This window comes from Brevundimonas sp. (genome assembly GCF_036677305.1).
Classification (GTDB): domain Bacteria; phylum Pseudomonadota; class Alphaproteobacteria; order Caulobacterales; family Caulobacteraceae; genus Brevundimonas.
Window position 1 is genome coordinate 1 of the sequence record NZ_JAKFEB010000245.1, and the last position, 17,027, is coordinate 17,027.

The 17,027-nt window shown below is 68.7% G+C and carries 19 protein-coding genes and 1 pseudogene; 13 read left to right on the forward strand and 7 right to left on the reverse strand.

All coding sequences use genetic code 11. From position 1 onward, the window contains the following. From V6M42_RS14085 to V6M42_RS14130, 10 genes and pseudogenes are all read left to right on the forward strand, one after another. A pseudogene (locus V6M42_RS14085) lies at positions 1 to 115 on the forward strand (translation initiation factor IF-3); the annotation flags it as partial. An 86-nt stretch (positions 116 to 201) separates the two neighbouring features. Beyond that, positions 202 to 1,503: an MFS transporter gene (locus V6M42_RS14090; protein ID WP_332679089.1), complete on the forward strand. Its 1,302-nt coding sequence runs from the start codon at positions 202 to 204 to the stop codon at positions 1,501 to 1,503. Positions 1,504 to 1,662: 159 nt separating this feature from the next. Beyond that, positions 1,663 to 1,860, forward strand: coding sequence for a 50S ribosomal protein L35 (rpmI, locus tag V6M42_RS14095; protein WP_003166435.1), 198 nt, complete (start codon positions 1,663 to 1,665; stop codon positions 1,858 to 1,860). Between the two features lie 54 nt (positions 1,861 to 1,914). Beyond that, the gene (gene rplT / locus V6M42_RS14100) at positions 1,915 to 2,274 is read left to right on the forward strand and encodes a 50S ribosomal protein L20 (protein ID WP_332659795.1); all 360 of its coding nucleotides are present in this window, start codon (positions 1,915 to 1,917) and stop codon (positions 2,272 to 2,274) included. A gap of 90 nt (positions 2,275 to 2,364) precedes the next feature. Continuing rightward, positions 2,365 to 3,309 (forward strand): polysaccharide deacetylase family protein, encoded by a 945-nt coding sequence (locus V6M42_RS14105; RefSeq protein WP_332679091.1) that lies wholly within the window; start codon positions 2,365 to 2,367, stop codon positions 3,307 to 3,309. A 57-nt stretch (positions 3,310 to 3,366) separates the two neighbouring features. Next, positions 3,367 to 4,443 (forward strand): phenylalanine--tRNA ligase subunit alpha, encoded by a 1,077-nt coding sequence (pheS, locus tag V6M42_RS14110; RefSeq protein WP_332659798.1) that lies wholly within the window; start codon positions 3,367 to 3,369, stop codon positions 4,441 to 4,443. 11 nt (positions 4,444 to 4,454) lie between these two features. Beyond that, the gene (locus V6M42_RS14115; protein WP_332659800.1) at positions 4,455 to 4,847 is read left to right on the forward strand and encodes a hypothetical protein; all 393 of its coding nucleotides are present in this window, start codon (positions 4,455 to 4,457) and stop codon (positions 4,845 to 4,847) included. Then, positions 4,847 to 5,251, forward strand: a complete 405-nt coding sequence (locus V6M42_RS14120) for a hypothetical protein (RefSeq protein WP_332659802.1) — start codon at positions 4,847 to 4,849, stop codon at positions 5,249 to 5,251. Before V6M42_RS14115 ends, V6M42_RS14120 begins: the two co-directional genes overlap by 1 nt. Beyond that, positions 5,248 to 7,656: a phenylalanine--tRNA ligase subunit beta gene (pheT, locus tag V6M42_RS14125; protein WP_332679094.1), complete on the forward strand. Its 2,409-nt coding sequence runs from the start codon at positions 5,248 to 5,250 to the stop codon at positions 7,654 to 7,656. The genes V6M42_RS14120 and pheT overlap by 4 nt, the downstream gene beginning before the upstream one ends. Before the next feature lie 99 nt (positions 7,657 to 7,755). Continuing rightward, positions 7,756 to 8,370, forward strand: a complete 615-nt coding sequence (locus tag V6M42_RS14130) for a DUF1134 domain-containing protein (RefSeq protein WP_332659805.1) — start codon at positions 7,756 to 7,758, stop codon at positions 8,368 to 8,370. Positions 8,371 to 8,395: 25 nt separating this feature from the next. Here V6M42_RS14130 and V6M42_RS14135 read toward each other — a convergent pair whose 3' ends face one another. The 4 genes from V6M42_RS14135 to thpR all read right to left on the reverse strand — a co-directional run bounded on the left by V6M42_RS14135 (position 8,396) and on the right by thpR (position 11,694). Continuing rightward, positions 8,396 to 9,283, reverse strand: a complete 888-nt coding sequence (locus tag V6M42_RS14135) for an NAD-dependent epimerase/dehydratase family protein (RefSeq protein ID WP_332679096.1) — start codon at positions 9,281 to 9,283, stop codon at positions 8,396 to 8,398. A 7-nt stretch (positions 9,284 to 9,290) separates the two neighbouring features. Next, a complete protein-coding gene (locus V6M42_RS14140; RefSeq protein ID WP_332659808.1) occupies positions 9,291 to 10,526 on the reverse strand; it encodes an NAD-dependent epimerase/dehydratase family protein in 1,236 nt (411 codons plus the stop codon). 92 nt (positions 10,527 to 10,618) lie between these two features. Next, positions 10,619 to 11,146 carry a GNAT family N-acetyltransferase gene (locus V6M42_RS14145; RefSeq protein ID WP_332679098.1) on the reverse strand — a complete coding sequence of 176 codons (528 nt, stop codon included), beginning with the start codon at positions 11,144 to 11,146 and terminating at the stop codon, positions 10,619 to 10,621. 8 nt (positions 11,147 to 11,154) lie between these two features. Beyond that, complete coding sequence (gene thpR / locus V6M42_RS14150) at positions 11,155 to 11,694, reverse strand: RNA 2',3'-cyclic phosphodiesterase (protein ID WP_332679100.1); 540 nt, start codon at positions 11,692 to 11,694, stop codon at positions 11,155 to 11,157. Positions 11,695 to 11,818: 124 nt separating this feature from the next. Here thpR and V6M42_RS14155 point away from each other — a divergent pair, with 124 nt between their 5' ends. Next, positions 11,819 to 12,562 carry a Bax inhibitor-1/YccA family protein gene (locus tag V6M42_RS14155; protein ID WP_332659814.1) on the forward strand — a complete coding sequence of 248 codons (744 nt, stop codon included), beginning with the start codon at positions 11,819 to 11,821 and terminating at the stop codon, positions 12,560 to 12,562. A 54-nt stretch (positions 12,563 to 12,616) separates the two neighbouring features. Here the strand turns inward: V6M42_RS14155 and V6M42_RS14160 are convergent, their stop codons facing one another. The 3 genes from V6M42_RS14160 to V6M42_RS14170 form a co-directional block, all read right to left on the reverse strand. After that, positions 12,617 to 12,949 carry a DUF2794 domain-containing protein gene (locus tag V6M42_RS14160; RefSeq protein ID WP_332679106.1) on the reverse strand — a complete coding sequence of 111 codons (333 nt, stop codon included), beginning with the start codon at positions 12,947 to 12,949 and terminating at the stop codon, positions 12,617 to 12,619. Between the two features lie 324 nt (positions 12,950 to 13,273). Then, positions 13,274 to 14,590, reverse strand: coding sequence for a trypsin-like peptidase domain-containing protein (locus V6M42_RS14165; RefSeq protein WP_332679101.1), 1,317 nt, complete (start codon positions 14,588 to 14,590; stop codon positions 13,274 to 13,276). Positions 14,591 to 14,652: 62 nt separating this feature from the next. Beyond that, entirely contained in the window at positions 14,653 to 15,843 is a 1,191-nt protein-coding gene (locus V6M42_RS14170) for an acyl-CoA dehydrogenase (RefSeq protein WP_332679102.1), read from the reverse strand. A 141-nt stretch (positions 15,844 to 15,984) separates the two neighbouring features. Here V6M42_RS14170 and V6M42_RS14175 point away from each other — a divergent pair, with 141 nt between their 5' ends. Together V6M42_RS14175 and V6M42_RS14180 are read left to right on the forward strand one after the other, a co-directional pair. Next, positions 15,985 to 16,251, forward strand: a complete 267-nt coding sequence (locus tag V6M42_RS14175) for a DUF6356 family protein (protein WP_332659819.1) — start codon at positions 15,985 to 15,987, stop codon at positions 16,249 to 16,251. 217 nt (positions 16,252 to 16,468) lie between these two features. Then, positions 16,469 to 17,027, forward strand: a 559-nt coding sequence (locus V6M42_RS14180; protein ID WP_332679104.1) for a CaiB/BaiF CoA transferase family protein, incomplete at its 3' end; no start/stop codon positions are given.

Below are 17,027 nucleotides of genomic sequence, written 5' to 3' on the forward strand. Positions count from 1 at the left end.
ACTGGGCATGAAGCTGTTGAACAAGGTCCAGGCCGACTTCGACGAGGTCGCCAAGGTCGAATACGCGCCGCGTATGGAAGGCCGCCAGATGATCATGATCCTCGCGCCGAAATAGGCCCGACGATTTCAGGATTGCAGAACGCCCCGACCGGGAACGGCCGGGGCGTTTTCGTATCCGCCGCGACAGGCTAAGGCTGGACCATGAGCCAGACCGAGCCGTCGTACGTGAAGCCCCGGGCGCCGGCCCTGATGGTGCTGTTCCTGACCGTCTTCATCAATCTGGTCGGCTTCGGACTGGTCGTGCCGCTGCTGCCCTTCTTCGCCCAGACCCTCGACGCCGAAGCCTGGCAGATCACCCTGATGTTCTCGGCCTATTCGCTGGGCCAGTTCTTCGCCGAGCCGTTCTGGGGCCGGTTGTCGGACCGGATCGGGCGAAAGCCGGTCCTGCTCATGACCCTCGTGGCCAACGCCGTCGGCTATCTGGCGCTGGCCTTCGTGCCGGACATCTGGCTGGCCATCGCGGTGCGGCTGTTCACAGGGCTCGGAGCCGGGAACATCTCCACGGTCCAGGGCTATATCGCGGACGTCACCCCGCCGGCCGAGCGGGCAGGGCGGATGGGCATGATCGGCGCGGCCTTCGGCCTGGGCTTCATCGTCGGGCCGGGACTGGGTGGAATCCTGACCCAGCCGCAGCTTGGCCAGCTCGGCTATCAGCTGCCGATCTTCGTGGCCTCGGGTCTGGCGCTCCTGGCCGCCGTCGGCGTGGTCCTGTTCCTCAGGGAGAGCCGTGCGAAGGCTGATCCGGCCGCGCCCCGACCCGCCTTCCTCGCCGGCCTGCGGGACGCGCGGGCCAATCCGGTGGTGTCGCGCGTCCTGATGGTCACCCTGATCTATATGGCGGGCTTCTCCGCCATGGAGAGCGTGTTCGGCCTGTGGGCCGAGAGCCGCTACGCCTGGGGCGCCCGCGAGGTCGGTCTCAGCTTCATGGTCGTCGGCATCGTCTCGGCCGTGAACCAGGGCGTGCTGACGGGACGGCTGGCGCGCCGGTTCGGCGAGACGCGGGTGCTGGCGACGGGAATGCTGCTGTTCGGAGCCTCGCTGGTCGCCCAGGTGCTCGCCCCTGTGGCGTGGTTCCCCGCCTTCACCCTCGATCTCGGCGCCGTGACCCTGCCGATCGTGCAGGGCTGGATCATTCCCATGATCATGGCGATCGGGGCCTGCGGCATGTCGCTGGCCATGCCGAACATCTCGGCGATGATCAGCCGCGCCACGCCCCCGGACCGGCAGGGGGCCATGCTGGGACTGAACATGGCCTCGGGCTCGATCGCGCGGATCTTCGGGCCGATGTTCGCCGGGGCGCTGTTCTCCGGCGTTGGCCACGACTGGCCCTTCCTGGTCGGCGCCGCCCTGACGGTTCCCGCGGCCGTGATGGCCATCAACGCCGGCCGCGCGCTGCGGCGCGGACAGGCCGCGGCGGCGGCCGTTGCGGAGGCCGCTCGCTAGACTCCGCTTGCGTTTGAGCGCCGGCTGGCCTAGAAGCCGCGCCTTCGCGTACCGAACTGCCGGGCGAACAGGCATGCCTGGGCAGTTCTCATCAGGGTTCCCATTCTGACGGCTCACAAGGTCCGACGAACTGGTAACCCACTCAAAAAGAGAGTGAAAATGCCGAAACTTAAGACGAAGTCGGGCGCCAAGAAGCGCTTCAAATTCACGGCCACTGGCAAGGTAAAGGCCGGCGTTGCTGGCAAGCGTCACCGCTTGATCAGCCACAACAGCAAATACATCCGCCAGAACCGCGGCACCTCGGTCATGGCCGACGCCGACGCCAAGAAGATCAAATCCTACATGCCGTACGCCTGATCGGCGCGCGCTGTTCGACTGATCTCCACGCATTGAATTTGAAAGGATAGCGACATGGCTCGCGTCAAACGGGGCGTAACGTCCCACGCCAAGCACAAGAAGGTTCTCAAGCAGGCCAAGGGTTTCTACGGCCGCCGCAAGAACACCATCCGCACGGCCAAGGCCGCCGTCGATCGCGCCGGGCAATACGCCTACCGCGACCGCCGCAACAAGAAGCGTTCGTTCCGCGCCCTGTGGATCCAGCGCATCAACGCCGCCGCCCGTCTGGAAGGCTTCACCTATTCGCAGTTCATCCACGGCCTCGGCGAAGCCGGCATCGAACTGGACCGCAAGGTCCTGGCCTCGATGGCCGCTGACGAAGCCGCCTTCAAGGCGATCGCCGACAAGGTCCGGGACGCGCTGAAGACCGCCTGATAGCGGGTCTGACGCACAGCTTTCGAAACGCCCGCTCCGGTCTCCGGGGCGGGCGTTTTCGTTTCTGCCGCGAACGGATAGGCTCGACGGATGTTCGCACGATCGATCCTCGCGGCGCTCGCCGCCTGCCTGCTGTCGACGCCCGCATGGGGGCAGAGCCGGGCCGTGGCCGTCACCTTCGACGACCTGCCGTACCAGGCGGCGGACGCCGAGCTTTGCGATCCGGCCCGGGCGATGGCGCTCACCGAGGGCTTTGTCGACATGCTCCGGCCCCTGGAGAGCCGGGCGGCCGTGTTCGTCAACGAGGGCAAGGTCTGCGAAGCGCAGAGAGCGACCCTGCTGCCGGCCTTGCTGGGTGTCTGGCTCGATGCGGGGCTCGACCTCGGCAACCACACCGCGACCCACATCAATATCCATCGCAGCACGGTGGAGGCGTATCTGGCCGACGTCGACGCGGGCGCTCCCGCCAGCCGGGCGGCTCTGGCGGCGCGCGGCCGGTCGCTGCGATTCTTCCGCCATCCCTACCTGTTCACGGGCGAGACCCCGGAGAAGAAGGCCGCTATCGCCGCGGGTCTGGGGGAGCGGGGCTATCAGGTCGCGCCCGTGACGATCGACAACAACGACTGGATGTTCGCCGCCGTCTATCGCAGGGCCGAGGCCGCGGGAGATGAGACCCTGAAGACCCGGATCGGCGAGGCCTACGTCGCCCACATGACCGCGGTGCTGGATCACTGGGAGCCGTACAGCGCCGAACTGACCGGCGGGCGCGAGCCGGCGCAGGTGCTGCTGCTCCACGCCCATACGCTGAACCGCGACTGGTACCCCCGGATTCACGCCCTGTATCTGGCGCGGGGCTATCGCTTCGTGACGCTGGACGAGGCGCTGGCCGATCCCGTCTATGCCCATGCGGACGACTATGTGCGGGCCAACGGCGTCTCGTGGCTGCACCGTTGGACGTTCAGCGAAGGCCGGCCGATCCGCTGGGAGCCCGAGCCGCCGAAATGGATTGTCGAGGCCTACGGAGCTCAGAACTGAGCAAGCGACGCCTGACCGGGTGACGAAACCGCTCCGGACCGCTAGACGACTGCGACCATGACCGACCTCGCCAAACTCGAACTCGACCTGATCAACGCCATCGGCGGCGCGGAGACCGCGGCGGCGGTCGAGGAATTGCGCGTCGCGTCGCTGGGCAAGTCCGGATCCATCTCCGGCCTGCTGAAGGGCATGGGCGCGCTGAGCCCCGACGAACGGCGTGAACAGGGCCCGGTCATCAACGGCCTGCGCGACCGCGTTTCGTCGGCCCTGGCCGCCCGCAAGGCCGAGCTGGAAGCCGCCGAACTGGATATCCGGCTGCAGGCCGAGCGTATCGACCTGACCCTGCCGGCCCGTCCGCGCCGCAAGGGCTCGGTGCATCCGACCATGCAGGTGATGGACGAGATGATCGCCCTGTTCGCCGACATGGGCTTCGCCGTGGCCGAGGGCCCGGACATCGAGGACGACTTCCACAATTTCACGGCCCTGAACTTCCCGCCGAAACATCCGGCGCGGGAGATGCACGACACCTTCTTCCTCAAGCCCGATCCCGAAACCGGCGAGCGCAAGGTGCTGCGCACCCACACCAGCCCCGTGCAGGTGCGGACCATGATGACGCAGAAGCCGCCGATCCGGATCATCGCGCCCGGCCGGACCTTCCGTAAGGACTCCGACGCCACCCACACGCCGATGTTCCACCAGGTCGAGGGTCTGGTCATCGACCGCGACATCCACATGGGCCACCTCAAGTGGACGCTGGAGACCTTCGTCGCCCGCTTCTTCGAGGTGGACGGCGTCGACGCCCGCTTCCGCCCGCACCATTTCCCGTTCACCGAGCCGTCGGCCGAGATGGACATCCGCTGCGACCGCTCGGGCGGCGAGCTGAAGCTGAACACCGGCGACAGCTGGATGGAGATCCTCGGCTGCGGCATGGTTCACCCCAACGTGCTGCGCAACTGCGGCATCGATCCGGACGAATACCAGGGCTTCGCCTTCGGCATGGGCGTGGATCGCCTGGCCATGCTGAAGTACGGCATTCCCGACCTGCGTCCGATGTTCGACGCCGACACCCGGTGGCTGGCCCACTACGGCTTCTCCCCCTTCGCCGCCCCAAACCCCGCAAGCGGCCTCAGTTGACCGAGACTCCCATGACCGATGTGATGTCCGAAACCTTCGGGCGCGAGATCGCCGCGCGCACCAGCTTCGAGAAGGAAGTCGTCTGGCTGCCCCTGCTCGCCGTCCATGCGATGAACGCCGGCGAGCCGGCCGTCCGGGGCAAGACCTTCACCGACTGCGTGATCCAGGGTCCGGCGCTGGTCGCGGTGCTGGACGGCGTCACCTTCGACGCCTGCAACATGGGCGCGGCCACCGATCCCCGCTCCATGCTGTTCGCACCCCAGGGACCGCGTCTGGTCGGGGTCATCGGCCTGCAGGACTGCCGCTTCGTGCGCTGCCGTTTCGTCCAGATCGCCTATACGGGGTCGCCCGATTTCCTCGAGGAAATGAGCACCCGACTGAGCGGCAAGGGAAACCCCGGCTGATGGCCTATACGCCGATCAACCGCCCCGTACGCGTGGCGACCGACCTGAAATCCATGGTCTTCGAGGACGTGGATATCAGCCTGTTCGAACTCTATGCGGCCGTCGTCGGCGGCTCCCACCCCGGCATGATCGAGGGACGCACCTTCCGCCGCTGCCGTCTGCAGGGCCCGGCCATCGTGCTGGTCTCGTCGGGCGTCACCTTCGACGACACCAATTTCGGCGACAGCGGCGGCGACATCCGCAACCTGCTGCTCCAGCCGATGGGAGCGCGGGCGCTCGGAACCTTCCCGCTGCGCGACTGCGCCTTCGAGAACTGCGAGTTCTACAACGTCGGCTTCACCGGGTCGAAGCAGACTCTCGATATGCTGGCGGGCGTGCAGGCAGGTCCGGGAGCCGCGGCGTGAAATTCACTCTCTCCTGGCTGAAGGAGCACCTCGACACCGACGCCGACATCGCGGCCGTGGCCGACGCCATGACCATGGCGGGGCTGGAAGTCGAGGAGGTCCACGATCCGATCGCGGCCCTGGCGCCGTTCACCGTCGCCCGGATCGTTTCGGCTGAACGCCACCCCAACGCCGACCGCCTGCAGGTCTGCCAGGTCGAGACCGTCGACGGGATGAAGGAGATCGTCTGCGGGGCGCCGAACGCGCGCGCCGGCCTGACGACCATCTATGCGCCCATCGGCGCCTTCGTGCCCGGACTGGGCGTGACCCTGGTCGAGAAGCCGGTGCGCGGCGTGGTCTCGAACGGCATGCTCTGTTCCGCCTCCGAGCTGGAGCTGGCCGACGAAAGCGACGGCATTCTTGAGCTGGCCGACGACCTGACGGTCGGAACGCCGGCGGCCGGCGTGTTCGGCGCCGAGCCCGTGATCGATTTCGAAGTCACGCCGAACCGGCCTGACTGGCTGGGCGTGGCCGGCATCGCGCGCGATCTCGCCGCCGCCAGCCTGGGCCAGCTGAAGACGCCGTCGGTGGTTCCGGTGGCCGGAAGCTATCCGTCGCCGATCACCGTGCGCATCGAGGCGCCGGAGATGTGCCCGACCTTCTCCGGACGGATGATCCGGGGCGTGAAAAACGGTCCCTCGCCGGAGTGGCTGCAGCAGCGGCTGACGGCGATCGGCCTGCGCTCGATCAACCGGCTGGTCGATGTCACCAACCTGATCGCCTACGACCGCTGCCGGCCCCTGCACGTCTACGACGCCGCCAAGCTGGTCGGCGGCGAGATCGTGGTGCGCGGCGGCCAGGTCGCCTCCGGCGCCGGCGAGCACGAGCATCTGATCGCCCTGGACGGCAAGACCTATACGGTCGATCCGGCCATGTGCGTCATCTCCGACGCCGCCGGCGAACGGCCCATCGGTCTCGGCGGCGTCATGGGCGGCGAGTCGACCGGCTGCTCGGACGACACCGTCGACGTCTTCCTCGAGAGCGCCTGGTTCGATCCCATCGTCACGGCCCAGACCGGCCGGACCCTGACGATCAGCTCCGACGCCCAGTACCGGTTCGCCCGCGGCGTCGATCCCGCCTTCATGGTCCCCGGCCTGGAACTGGCCACCCGCCTGATCATGGACCTGTGCGGCGGCGAGCCGTCCGAGGTCGTCGTGGCCGGGCAGGCGCTGGCCAGCCCCGCGCCCTTCGCCTTCGACCCGGCCCGCGTCGGCCAGCTGACCGGCCTGTCGCTGGACGACGACCGGATCGCCGAGATCCTGACCCGTCTCGGCTTCGAGATCGCGCGCGGCGCCTCCTGGACGGTGACGCCGCCGTCCTGGCGCCGCGATGTCGAGGGGCCCGCCGATCTGGTGGAAGAGGTCGCGCGCATCCAGGGCTTCGACGACCTGCCGTCGACCCCGCTGCCCGATCAGGGCGCGCCCTCGCGCGGCGTGCTGAACCCGCGTCAGGCCCGCGTCCGCCGCGCCCGCCGGGCCCTGGCCGCCATGGGCTATGCCGAGGCCGTCACCTGGTCCTTCACCAAACAGTCGACGGCGGCCCTCTTCGGCGGCGGCGACGACCGGCTGCTGGTCGAGAACCCCATCGCGGCCGATCTGGACTGCATGCGGCCCTCGGCCCTGCCCAACCTGATCCAGGCCGCCGCCCGCAACGCCGCGCGCGGCCACGCCGACGCCGCCCTGTTCGAGATCGGCCCCGTCTATCTGGACGACAGCCCGACGGGCCAGCGCACCGTCATCGCCGGCCTGATCGCCCCCCGTTCCGCCCGTCACTGGGGCGGGGCGGCCGAGGAGGCCCTGTTCGGCCTCAAGGGCGACCTCATGGCCCTGCTGGAAGACCTGGGCGCGCCGGTGGGCTCGCTGCAACTGGTCCAGGGCCAGAACCGCGACTGGTGGCACCCCGGCCGCTCGGCGCGCCTGCAACTGGGTCCGAAGACCGTCATGGTCGAGTTCGGCGCCCTGCATCCGCGGGTGCTCAAGGCGCTGGACGCCGACGGTCCGATGCTGGCGTTCGAGATCGTGCTGGACGCGGTTCCCGAACCGCGCGGCGCCCGGTCCAAGGCGCGCGGCCCCGCCAACCTCGCCAATCTCATGCCGCTGACGCGCGACTTCGCCTTCGTGGTCGAGGACGCCAAGGCGGCCGGCGACCTGACGCGCGCGGTGGCCGGAGCCGACAAGGCCCTGATCGCCGACGTGCGGGTGTTCGACGTCTATCGCGGGGCGGGCGTGCCCGAGGGCATGAAGTCCGTCGCGCTGGAAGTCGTGATCCAGCCGGTCGAGGCGACCCTGACCGAGGCCGAGATCGAGGCGTTGTCGGCGCGGATCGTCGCCGCCGCGGGCAAGGCCGGCGCGACGTTGCGGGCGTAGGACGGCGCCGCGGCAAGCTCTCGTTAACCTTGCCGCCGCAAGGCTGACGCAAAAGGCGGCGACGGTCCCGTTGTCCCGCCTCGCGCTGAGAGATTCGCCATGCACCGCCGCCAACTGATCCTGTCCGGTCTCGCCGCCACCGCCGGCGCCGCGGGCCTGTCCGCCTGCGCCTCGACCGGCCAGACCAGCGATCCCGCCTATCCCATCGCCTCGGACCAGCAGGCCCAGGCCTATACGGCTGACGAACTGATCGCCGCCGGTTCGCGCGAGCTGGGCATCGCGGCCGAGGCCATCGGCGGGGCCGTCGAGCGCATCTTCGCCGAACAGGGCGATCGCCCGACCGCCTATATCGCCGGCGAGGAAGGCTCGGGCGCGGCCGGCGTCGGCCTGCGCTACGGCCGCGGCGCCCTGCATATGAAGGACCTGTCGGCTTCGCAGGAAGTGTTCTGGCAGGGGATTTCGATCGGCTGGGACGTGGGCGGCAACGCCAGCCGCGTCTTCACCCTGGTCTACGGCCTGTTCCACCCCGACATGATCTATCGCCGCTATCCCGGCGTGGAGGGCTCGGCCTATCTGGTCGGCGGCCTGGGCGTGAACTACCAGCGCGCCGACGGCATCGTCCTGGCCCCCATCCGCACCGGCGTCGGCCTGCGCCTCGGCGCCAACGTCGGCACCATGGCCTACAGCCGCCAACGGAACCTGCTGCCCTTCTAGGAGGCGCTGACGTGAGCCGCGCGGCTCACGCCCTGGGCGCGTCCTCGCTTGCGATCAGGGCGTCCAGCCCCTCGCGCCAGGTTGCGTAGCGCGGCCGCCAGCCCAGTTCGGCCTTGGCGCGGGCGTTCGAGAGCCGTTTGCTGTCCAGGTAGAAGCGGCGCATCGCATCGCTGACCGACGGGTCGTGCCAGTCGACCTCGGGCGGAACCGGCAGCCCCAGCCGGCGGGCGGCGCCCTCGATAACCACATCGGCGGGAGCCGGTTCATCGTCGCACAGGATGTAGGCCGCGCCCGGCCGGGGCCGCGCCATCGAGGCGAACAGGCCCGAGACCGCGTCGTCGACATGGATGCGGTTGAACACCTGTCCCGGCTTCCTCACCAGCCGCGCGGTCCCGTCGCGCAGCCGGTCCAGCGGCGAGCGGCCGGGACCGTACAGGGCCGGCAGCCGGAACAGCTGCACCGTCAGCCCCATGCCCTGTCCCGCGTCCAGCCAGTCGCGTTCGGCCCGGACCCGCCGGGCCCCTTCCAGGCTGGCGGCGTTCAACTCGCTGTCCTCCAGCGCCCAGCCCCCGTCGCGGTCGCCGTAGACGGCGGTGGACGAGACATAGCCGATCCAGTCCGGCCAGGACCCCGACGCCGTGATCGCGGGCAGCAGCGCCTTCAGGCCGGGGCAGCCGCTGGCCTCGGGCGGGGCGGTGATCAGAATGGCCGAGGCCCCGGCGACCGCGGCGGCCAGCGCCGCCGCGTCGGCCGGATCGACGGCGACAAACCCATCGGCGGTCAGGGCGGCGCGGGTTTCAGCCTCGCGGCTGGTCAGGACCGCCCGGCCTCCCCGCCGGAGCATCTCCCGCGCGGCGGCCTGCCCCAGCCAGCCGCCGCCGAAGACCAGCAGGGAGGAGGGGGCGTCAGACATCAGGCGTTCACGCCGACCGGGCGTGGACCGGCGCCTTGGGCGGAACGGTCAGGGTGGGCTCGGTCTGCACCGCCCTGGCGCGCTTGCTGTTCCAGCTGGACACGCAGGGCACCTTGCTCAGGTCCGCGCGGTCGGCGTACCGGCGGGCGATCTCGGTCACGTCCTGCATCAGCCCTTCGGCGAGGGTGATGGGCTTGAGCCCCAGCTCGCGGAACTGGTCGTTGGCCACGACCAGTTCGTTCTCGTCGGCTTCCTGCCGCGGATTGGGGACGTTGTGGATCTCGGCCCCGGTCATGTCGGCGATCATGGCGGCCAGGTCGCGCACCCGGCGGCTTTCGGTCATCTGGTTCAGGATCTTGACCCGCTCGCCGGACTTCGGCGGGTTGGCCAGGGCCAGTTCGACGCAGCGCACTGTGTCCTGGATGTGGATGAAGGCCCGCGTCTGGCCGCCGGTCCCGTGCACGGTCAGCGGATAGCCGACCGCCGCCTGCATGAGGAAGCGGTTCAGGACCGTGCCGTAGTCGCCGTCGTAGTCGAAACGGTTGATCAGCCGCTCGTCCAGACGCGTCTCTTCGGTCTGGGCGCCCCAGACGATGCCCTGGTGCAGGTCAGTGATCCGGACGCCGTCGTTCTTGGCGTAGAACTGGAACAGCAGGGCGTCCTGCGTCTTGGTCATGTGGTAGATCGAGCCCGGGTTCGGCGGGAACAGGATCTCCTGCTCGGCCGGACCGAAGTCGGTGTCGACCGTGACCTTCAGATAGCCCTCGGGAATGCGCAGGCCGGCGGTGGTGTAGCCATAGACGCCCATGGTGCCGAGGTGCGCGAGGTGAACGTCCAGTCCGCTCTCGACGATGGCCGCCAGCAGGTGGTTGGTGGCGTTCAGATTGTTGTCGACGGTGTAGAGCTTGTGCCGGGCCGACTTCATCGAATAGGGCGCGGCCCGCTGTTCGGCGAAATGGACGACGCTGTCGGGCTTCCAGTCCTTGATCAGGGCGACGAGGCGGTCGAACTCCTTGCCGACCGTCATGTTCACGAACTCGATCGTCTTGCCGCTGACGTCCTTCCAGGCGGCGATGCGCTCGCCCATTGTCCGGATCGGGGTCAGCGACTGGACCTCAAGCTCGTTGTCGATGTTGCGCCGGCTCAGGTTGTCGACGACGCAGACATCCCAGCCTCGCGCCGACAGGTGCAAGGCCGTCGGCCAGCCGCAAAAGCCGTCGCCACCCAGAACAAGAACGCGCATTCGACCAACCCTCGTGATTGCCAGACCTGCCTAGCGGATGGCGGCGCGGGGTCAAAGCGTGACCTTGTAACGCATGGATAGGCCCGGCGGGTTCAGCCGCGACGCCGCGCCCGCCATTCCTCCCGGCTCTGGCCCCAGCGGTCGATGGTCAGCTCATGGAAGGGCGGCGGCAGGCGGGTAGGGCCCTGATTCCGCGACCCGACGCGCTCGGCCAGCCGTTGCGACGGGATGTTGTCCGGATCGATGCAGTGGATGACCTCGGTCCAGTCCAGGACATCGAAGGCGTAATCCATCGCCGCCGTCGCCGCCTCGACGCCATAGCCCTTGCCCTGGGCGTCCGGATGCAGGCCCCAGCCGACCTCGGTCCCCGGCCAGCCATGCGGTTGCCAGGGGCCGATGCGGCCGACCCATCGGCCGGTTGCGCGCTCGACCAGCGAGAACATCGAGACGCCCGTCAGGCTCCACGCCCCGGCCATGGTCATGAAGCCGCGCCAGGCCGTCGCGGCCGGCTGGGCCCCGCCGAGGAATCTCGCCGCCTCCGGATCGGCCATCATCTCGGCCCAGCGGGGAAAATCCTCCAGCGCGATGGGCCGAAGGGTCAGGCGTTCGGTTTCAAGCACCGGTCCGGTCAAAGGAGATACTCCCGCTCGAGTTCGTAGTGGCTGCCGTCGTGGGTCAGGACGCTGGAATAGAGGCCGAACCGGTCGATGCGGATCGGCGGCGAATGCAGCAGGTTGTGCCCGGCGATCCAGGCCCCGATCCGGTCCGGATTGGCGTGCGGCTTCAGATAGGCCAGCGTCAGGTGGGGACGGTATTCGCGGCGCTCGACGGCGATCCCGGCCCGTTCGGCGGCGCTGCGGGTCCGGCCGGCCAGCACGGCGAGCCGCTCATTGGGTTCGATCCCCGCCCACAGGGTCTGGGTGCGGTGGCCGTCGCCGAAGGCGCCGACGCCCTGAAGCGAGATCTCGAACGGCCCGCCCGTCGCCGCCCGCTCCAGTTCCACGGCCAGATCGTCCGCGCGGTGTCCGTCCACCTCGCCATGGAAGGTCAGGGTGATGTGCAGCTGTTCGGCGGTGCGCCATTTGGCGCCGGGCAGGCCCGTCTGGCGGCGCGCCAGCGTCTCGGCGACGTCGTCGGGAACGGCCAGGGCGGTGAACAGCCGGATCATGCGACCCTTGGTAGCGGTTGGGAACGCAGGCCCCAAGTCCGGTTTTCCTTGCGGAAGGGGCGGACCGGCCCGATATTTGTGCAAAGGCCGGGATCGCCCGGTCAGATGGAGGATCGAACTCGCCATGAGCGATTTCAGAAACGGCTATACGGCGCCCGCGACAGCCGACATGTCGGTGGACGCCGGCCTGCGCAGCTTCATGCTGGGCGTCTACAACAAGGTGGCCATCGGCCTGCTGGTGTCCGCCGTCCTGGCCTGGATCACCGGGTCGTATCCGCCGGTTCGGGACCTGATGTATCAGCTCACTCCGGACGGTCGTCTGGGCGGCTTCACCATGCTGGGCATGATCGTCGCCTTCGCCCCGCTGGTGATTCTGCTGGGCTCCAACTTCGTGATGAAGAACCCGACGTCGGGCGGCGCCAGCGCGCTGTACTGGCTGATCGTGGCCCTGATCGGCGCCTCGATGGGCACGGTGGTGCTGGTCTATACGGGCGCTTCGGTGGTCCAGACCTTCCTGATCACCGCCGCCGCCTTCGGCGCGCTCAGCCTGTTCGGCTACACCACCAAGAAGGATCTGACCGGCATCGGCAGCTTCCTGATCATGGGCGTGATCGGCCTGATCATCGCCACGGTGGTCAACATGTTCCTGCAGAACTCGATGATGCAGCTGATCATCAGCGTTCTGGGGGTCCTGATCTTCGCCGGCCTGACCGCCTATGACACCCAGCGGCTGAAGATGACCTACTACGCCCTGGGCGGTAACCAGAACGCCATGGGCGTGGCCACCAGCTATGGTGCGCTGAGCCTGTACATCAACTTTATCAACATGTTCCAGTTCCTGCTGGCGATCTTCGGCGGCCGTCGCTGACGACCCGCTGACAGGAAAACAGGGAAGAGCCCCGGCGGAAACGCCGGGGCTTTTTCAATTCGCGATCGTGAATTTGCGGTTGTCGAAGACCCGCAGCACCTGGGCCAGTTCGCGGCCCCGGCGCAGCACATGGCCGCCTTCGCCGATGACGGCCCACTGGCCCTGTTTCAGGCGCAGGGCAGGGCGTTTCTCGATGCGGTAGAGGGGCGCGTCGCCCGAGCGGCGGAAGACGGCGAACTCGGCCACGTCCCTGTGCCCGACCATGGCGTAGTCGCGCCATTCGGCGGCGGCGACCATCCGGCCGTAGACCCTCAGAATCAGGTCCAGTTCCCTGCGGTCGAAAAAGACCGGTCCGGGCTGTGACTGCAAGTCCGCCGCGTCGCTCATCAGCATCAGGTTACGCCGACATTTGCGAAACGCCACTCCCCTTCAGCGAACACTGTGTCGGCAGGAACAACCTTGCGAGGAAATCGCACGGAACACGAAATCGCCTCGCTTCCGCCCATCGCCCGCCCCGTTGCGAGGTGAAGTCTGGGACATCGGCTCGTCGGAGTTCGGAGCAGTTCCGGATCCTGAACAGCCCCCCCAGCCCCTCCTGGATTTCTCCACCAAGGGCTCCGGCGGGCCGATGCTTCCTCCAAAGCGAGACGCCCGCTCCGCCACCCTCCCCCCTCCGGCAGAGCGGGCGTTTTGCTGTCCGGCGTCCTGTTATCAGGGCAGGCGGATCGCGACCGTTTCCTCGCCGCGCGCGACCGACAGGGTCCGTTCGCCGGTTCCATCCATCGCCTGGGCCAGGGCGGTCAGGTCCGTGATCGCCTGACCGTCGACCGAGCGAATCATGTCGCCCGCCTGCAGATCGGCCGCGGCGGCGACGGACCCGCCCTCGACGGCGAACACCTGAAGTCCTTCGCCCGCCAGACGGACCGCAGCCCCGCGTGCGATCACGGTGTCGGCGCCGGCGACGACGGCGCGCTCGCCCGGCGCCTCGACGGTGACGGTGGTGCGGCCTTCACGGCCGTCGCGCAGATAGACCACCTCGACCTGGGTCCCCGGCGCGGCCATGCCGACAGTCGCGCCGACGGTGCCGGCGTTCGACACCGAGCGATTCTGGATACGGGTGATGACGTCGCCGCGGCGCAGGCCGCCGCGCTCGGCCGAAGAGCCGGGCGCGATATCCTCGATCACGGCGCCGCGCACGATCCCCAGGCCGAAGTCGCGCGACCGCTCGGGGTTCAGCGAGCCGAGGATGACGCCGGTGGTCCCCCGCTTGACCTCGCCGCTCTCGCGCAGCTGGGCCACGACATACATCAGGATGCGGCTGGGCACGGCGAAGGCGATGCCGTCGTTGCCGCCGCCGCCGCCCGACAGGATGGAGGTGTTGATGCCGATCAGCCGGCCCCGGCTGTCCAGCAGCGGCCCGCCCGAATTGCCCGAGTTCACCGCCGCGTCGGTCTGGATATAGTCCTCGATCCGGTCGCCCATGCCCGAGCGGCCCAGACCCGAGATCACGCCCATGGTCAGGGTCTGGTCCAGACCCAGCGGATAGCCGACCGCGAAGGCCAGGTCGCCGGTGCGCAGGGAATCGGAATTGACCACCTCGATCTGCGACAGGCCCGTCGCCTCGATCTTCAGCACGGCCAGGTCGGTGGCCTTGTCGGTGCCGATCAGGGTGGCGTCGAAGATGCGGCCGTCGGTCATGTCGACGGTGAATTTCCGCCCGCCCTCGACCACGTGATTGTTGGTGACGACGATGCCTTCGCGGGCGTCGATGATCGCGCCCGAACCGCTGGACACGGGGCGCGGTTCGTTCTCGCCCGAGCTGGGGCCCTCGGACTGGCCGAGGGTCGTCACCTGCACCACGGCGGGCAGGGCGCGTTCCAGGCCGGTGGCGAAGGAGAAGACCCCGCGCTCGGCGTCGAAGGGAACCGGCGACTGCTGGGCCGCGGCGGGCGTGGCCGCCAGCAGCGGAACCGCGGCGGCGAGCGCCAGCATGGACAGTCCGCCGGCCCGAAGATTGAAACGCCGCATCGCTGAATTCCCCGTCATCGCCCGACCCTAGCGCGGGAAATGACAGGTTGTCGAAGCGAAACCTAGAAGGCGCTCTCGCCGGTGATGGCCCGGCCCAGGATCAGGGCGTGGACATCGTGGGCGCCCTCATAGGTGTTGACCGTCTCCAGATTCATGGCGTGGCGCATGACGTGCATCTCGCCGGTGATGCCGGCGCCGCCGTGCATGTCGCGGGCCTCGCGGGCGATGGCGAGGGCCTTGCCGCAGTTGTTGCGTTTCATCATCGAGATGGCCTCGGGAACCCAGGCCCCCTGGTCCAGCAGCCGGCCCAGCGCCAGGGCGCCCTCGAAGCCGAGGAAGATCTCGGTCTGCATGTCGGCCAGCTTCTTCTGCACCAGCTGGCGCGACGACAGCGGGCGGCCGAACAGCATGCGCTCGCCGACGTAGTCGCGGGTCAGGTGGAAACAGGCCTCGGCCGCGCCCATCGCGCCCCAGGCGATGCCGTAGCGCGCCTTGTTCAGGCAGGAGAAGGGGCCGCGCAGGCCCTTCACGCCGGGCAGCAGGTTCTCTTCGGGCACGAAGACGTCGTTCAGGCCGATGTCGCCGGTGATGGAGGCGCGCAGGGAAAGCTTGTCGCCGATCTTGTCGGTGGTGAAGCCGTCCATGCCGCGCTCGACGATGAAGCCGCGGATGACGTCGTCCAGCTTGGCCCAGACCACGGCCAGGTCGCTGATCGGCGAATTGGTGATCCAGTATTTGGCGCCGTTCAGCCGGTAGCCGCCATCGACCTTGACCGCCCTGGTCTTCATCGAGGCGGGGTCCGAGCCGCCGTCGGCCTCGGTCAGGCCGAAGCAGCCGACCAGTTCCCCCGCGGCCATGCGCGGCAGGAAGCGCATCTTCTGCTCTTCAGAGCCGAAGGCGTAGATGGGGCACATGGCCAGCGAGGACTGGACTGACATGGCCGAGCGGTAGCCGCTGTCGACCGCCTCGATCTCGCGCGCGATCAGGCCGTAGGCGACGTGGCTGACCGAGGAGCCGCCGTACTGTTCCGGCAGCATGGCGCCGAGGAAGCCCATCTCGCCCAGCTCGGTCATGATGGCGCGGTCGAAGGTTTCGTCGCGGAAGGCCTCGACCACGCGGGGCAGCAGCTTCTCGCGGGCGTAGGACCGCGCCGCGTCCTGGATCATCCGCTCGTCGTCGGTCAGACGGCCGGACAGGTCCAGCGGGTCGTCCCAGCGGAAGGTCTTGTGCGAAGCGGAGGCGCCGTCGGCCATGGGTCGTCTTTCCTGAGCGTGTCCGGAGCCTTGCACGATCGTGAGCGGAATTGACCGCCGGCCCCCTGTTCTGACGCGCGGTTTAGGCCAGAATGGCGCCGACGGGTAGTGGCAGCGCCCGTCGCCAGCTAGGCTGTCATCATGATCCGCACCCTGAATCGCCTGTTTATCGAACATCCCCGCGAGGTGGAGGAGAGCTATCTCCATCACATGGCGGCCTCGTCGCGATTCGGCTTCCGGCTGCTGAAGCTGGCCGGCTGCGCCTTCATGCATGCGCTGGTGCCCGGCGTTCACAAGGCGACGGTGTCCCGGGCGGTCTGCTGCATGGCCGAGGAGCTGGACGGCCGGGCGAAGGAGGCGCGCGAGTGCCGCATGCGCGACGCGGGCGTCTGGGATCCGGGTCTGTAGGCTCCGTACCCTTTCGTCATCCTCCGGCAAGCCGCGACTTCGCGGCGCAGACCGGGGGACCCAGCGGCGCGCGAGAGCGCGAAGCTGCCGCGGTCACCCTGCGTGAACAGATCGCCTTCGGCGCCGCTGGGTCCCCCGGTCTCGCTGCGCTTGCCGGAGGATGACGAAAGGGTATGGCGACCTTCTCCCTCGCCCGGAGACGGGTTACTCAAGCCGCATGACCCAGACCCACGGCCCTCTTTCCGGCGTTCGCGTCCTCGACCTGTCCCGCGTGCTGGCCGGGCCATGGGCGACGCAGATGCTGGCCGACCTCGGGGCCGAGGTGATCAAGATCGAACGGCCCGGCGTCGGCGACGACACCCGCCACTGGGGGCCGCCCTTCACCACCAGAACGGACGGGTCCAAGGGCGATGCGGCCTATTTCCTGTGCGCCAACCGGGGCAAGAAGTCGGTCGAGCTGGACCTGGCGACGCCCGAGGGGGCGGCGGTCATCCGCGAGCTGGCGAAGACCTGTGACGTCGTGGTCGAGAATTTCAAGACGGGCGGTCTGAAGAAATACGGCCTCGACCACGCCGCCCTGTCGGAGGTCAATCCGAAGCTGGTCTATTGCTCGATCACAGGCTTCGGCCAGGACGGGCCGGACGCCCACCGCGCCGGCTACGACTATATGATCCAGGCCATGGGCGGGCTGATGTCGATCACCGGCCAGCCCGACGGCGCCGCCGGGGCCGAGCCGATGAAGGTGGGCGTGGCGGTCGTCGACCTGTTCACCGGCC

What these genes read in the sequence shown, in the direction of transcription:
- V6M42_RS14090 (WP_332679089.1), top strand. Translation starts at nt 202, where the DNA reads ATGAGCCAGACCGAGCCGTCGTACGTGAAGCCCCGGGCGCCGGCCCTG.
- rpmI (WP_003166435.1), top strand. Translation starts at nt 1,663, where the DNA reads ATGCCGAAACTTAAGACGAAGTCGGGCGCCAAGAAGCGCTTCAAATTC.
- rplT (WP_332659795.1), top strand. Translation starts at nt 1,915, where the DNA reads ATGGCTCGCGTCAAACGGGGCGTAACGTCCCACGCCAAGCACAAGAAG.
- V6M42_RS14105 (WP_332679091.1), top strand. Translation starts at nt 2,365, where the DNA reads ATGTTCGCACGATCGATCCTCGCGGCGCTCGCCGCCTGCCTGCTGTCG.
- pheS (WP_332659798.1), top strand. Translation starts at nt 3,367, where the DNA reads ATGACCGACCTCGCCAAACTCGAACTCGACCTGATCAACGCCATCGGC.
- V6M42_RS14115 (WP_332659800.1), top strand. Translation starts at nt 4,455, where the DNA reads ATGACCGATGTGATGTCCGAAACCTTCGGGCGCGAGATCGCCGCGCGC.
- V6M42_RS14120 (WP_332659802.1), top strand. Translation starts at nt 4,847, where the DNA reads ATGGCCTATACGCCGATCAACCGCCCCGTACGCGTGGCGACCGACCTG.
- V6M42_RS14130 (WP_332659805.1), top strand. Translation starts at nt 7,756, where the DNA reads ATGCACCGCCGCCAACTGATCCTGTCCGGTCTCGCCGCCACCGCCGGC.
- V6M42_RS14135 (WP_332679096.1), bottom strand. Translation starts at nt 9,283, where the DNA reads ATGTCTGACGCCCCCTCCTCCCTGCTGGTCTTCGGCGGCGGCTGGCTG.
- V6M42_RS14140 (WP_332659808.1), bottom strand. Translation starts at nt 10,526, where the DNA reads ATGCGCGTTCTTGTTCTGGGTGGCGACGGCTTTTGCGGCTGGCCGACG.
- thpR (WP_332679100.1), bottom strand. Translation starts at nt 11,694, where the DNA reads ATGATCCGGCTGTTCACCGCCCTGGCCGTTCCCGACGACGTCGCCGAG.
- V6M42_RS14155 (WP_332659814.1), top strand. Translation starts at nt 11,819, where the DNA reads ATGAGCGATTTCAGAAACGGCTATACGGCGCCCGCGACAGCCGACATG.
- V6M42_RS14160 (WP_332679106.1), bottom strand. Translation starts at nt 12,949, where the DNA reads ATGAGCGACGCGGCGGACTTGCAGTCACAGCCCGGACCGGTCTTTTTC.
- V6M42_RS14165 (WP_332679101.1), bottom strand. Translation starts at nt 14,590, where the DNA reads ATGCGGCGTTTCAATCTTCGGGCCGGCGGACTGTCCATGCTGGCGCTC.
- V6M42_RS14170 (WP_332679102.1), bottom strand. Translation starts at nt 15,843, where the DNA reads ATGGCCGACGGCGCCTCCGCTTCGCACAAGACCTTCCGCTGGGACGAC.
- V6M42_RS14175 (WP_332659819.1), top strand. Translation starts at nt 15,985, where the DNA reads ATGATCCGCACCCTGAATCGCCTGTTTATCGAACATCCCCGCGAGGTG.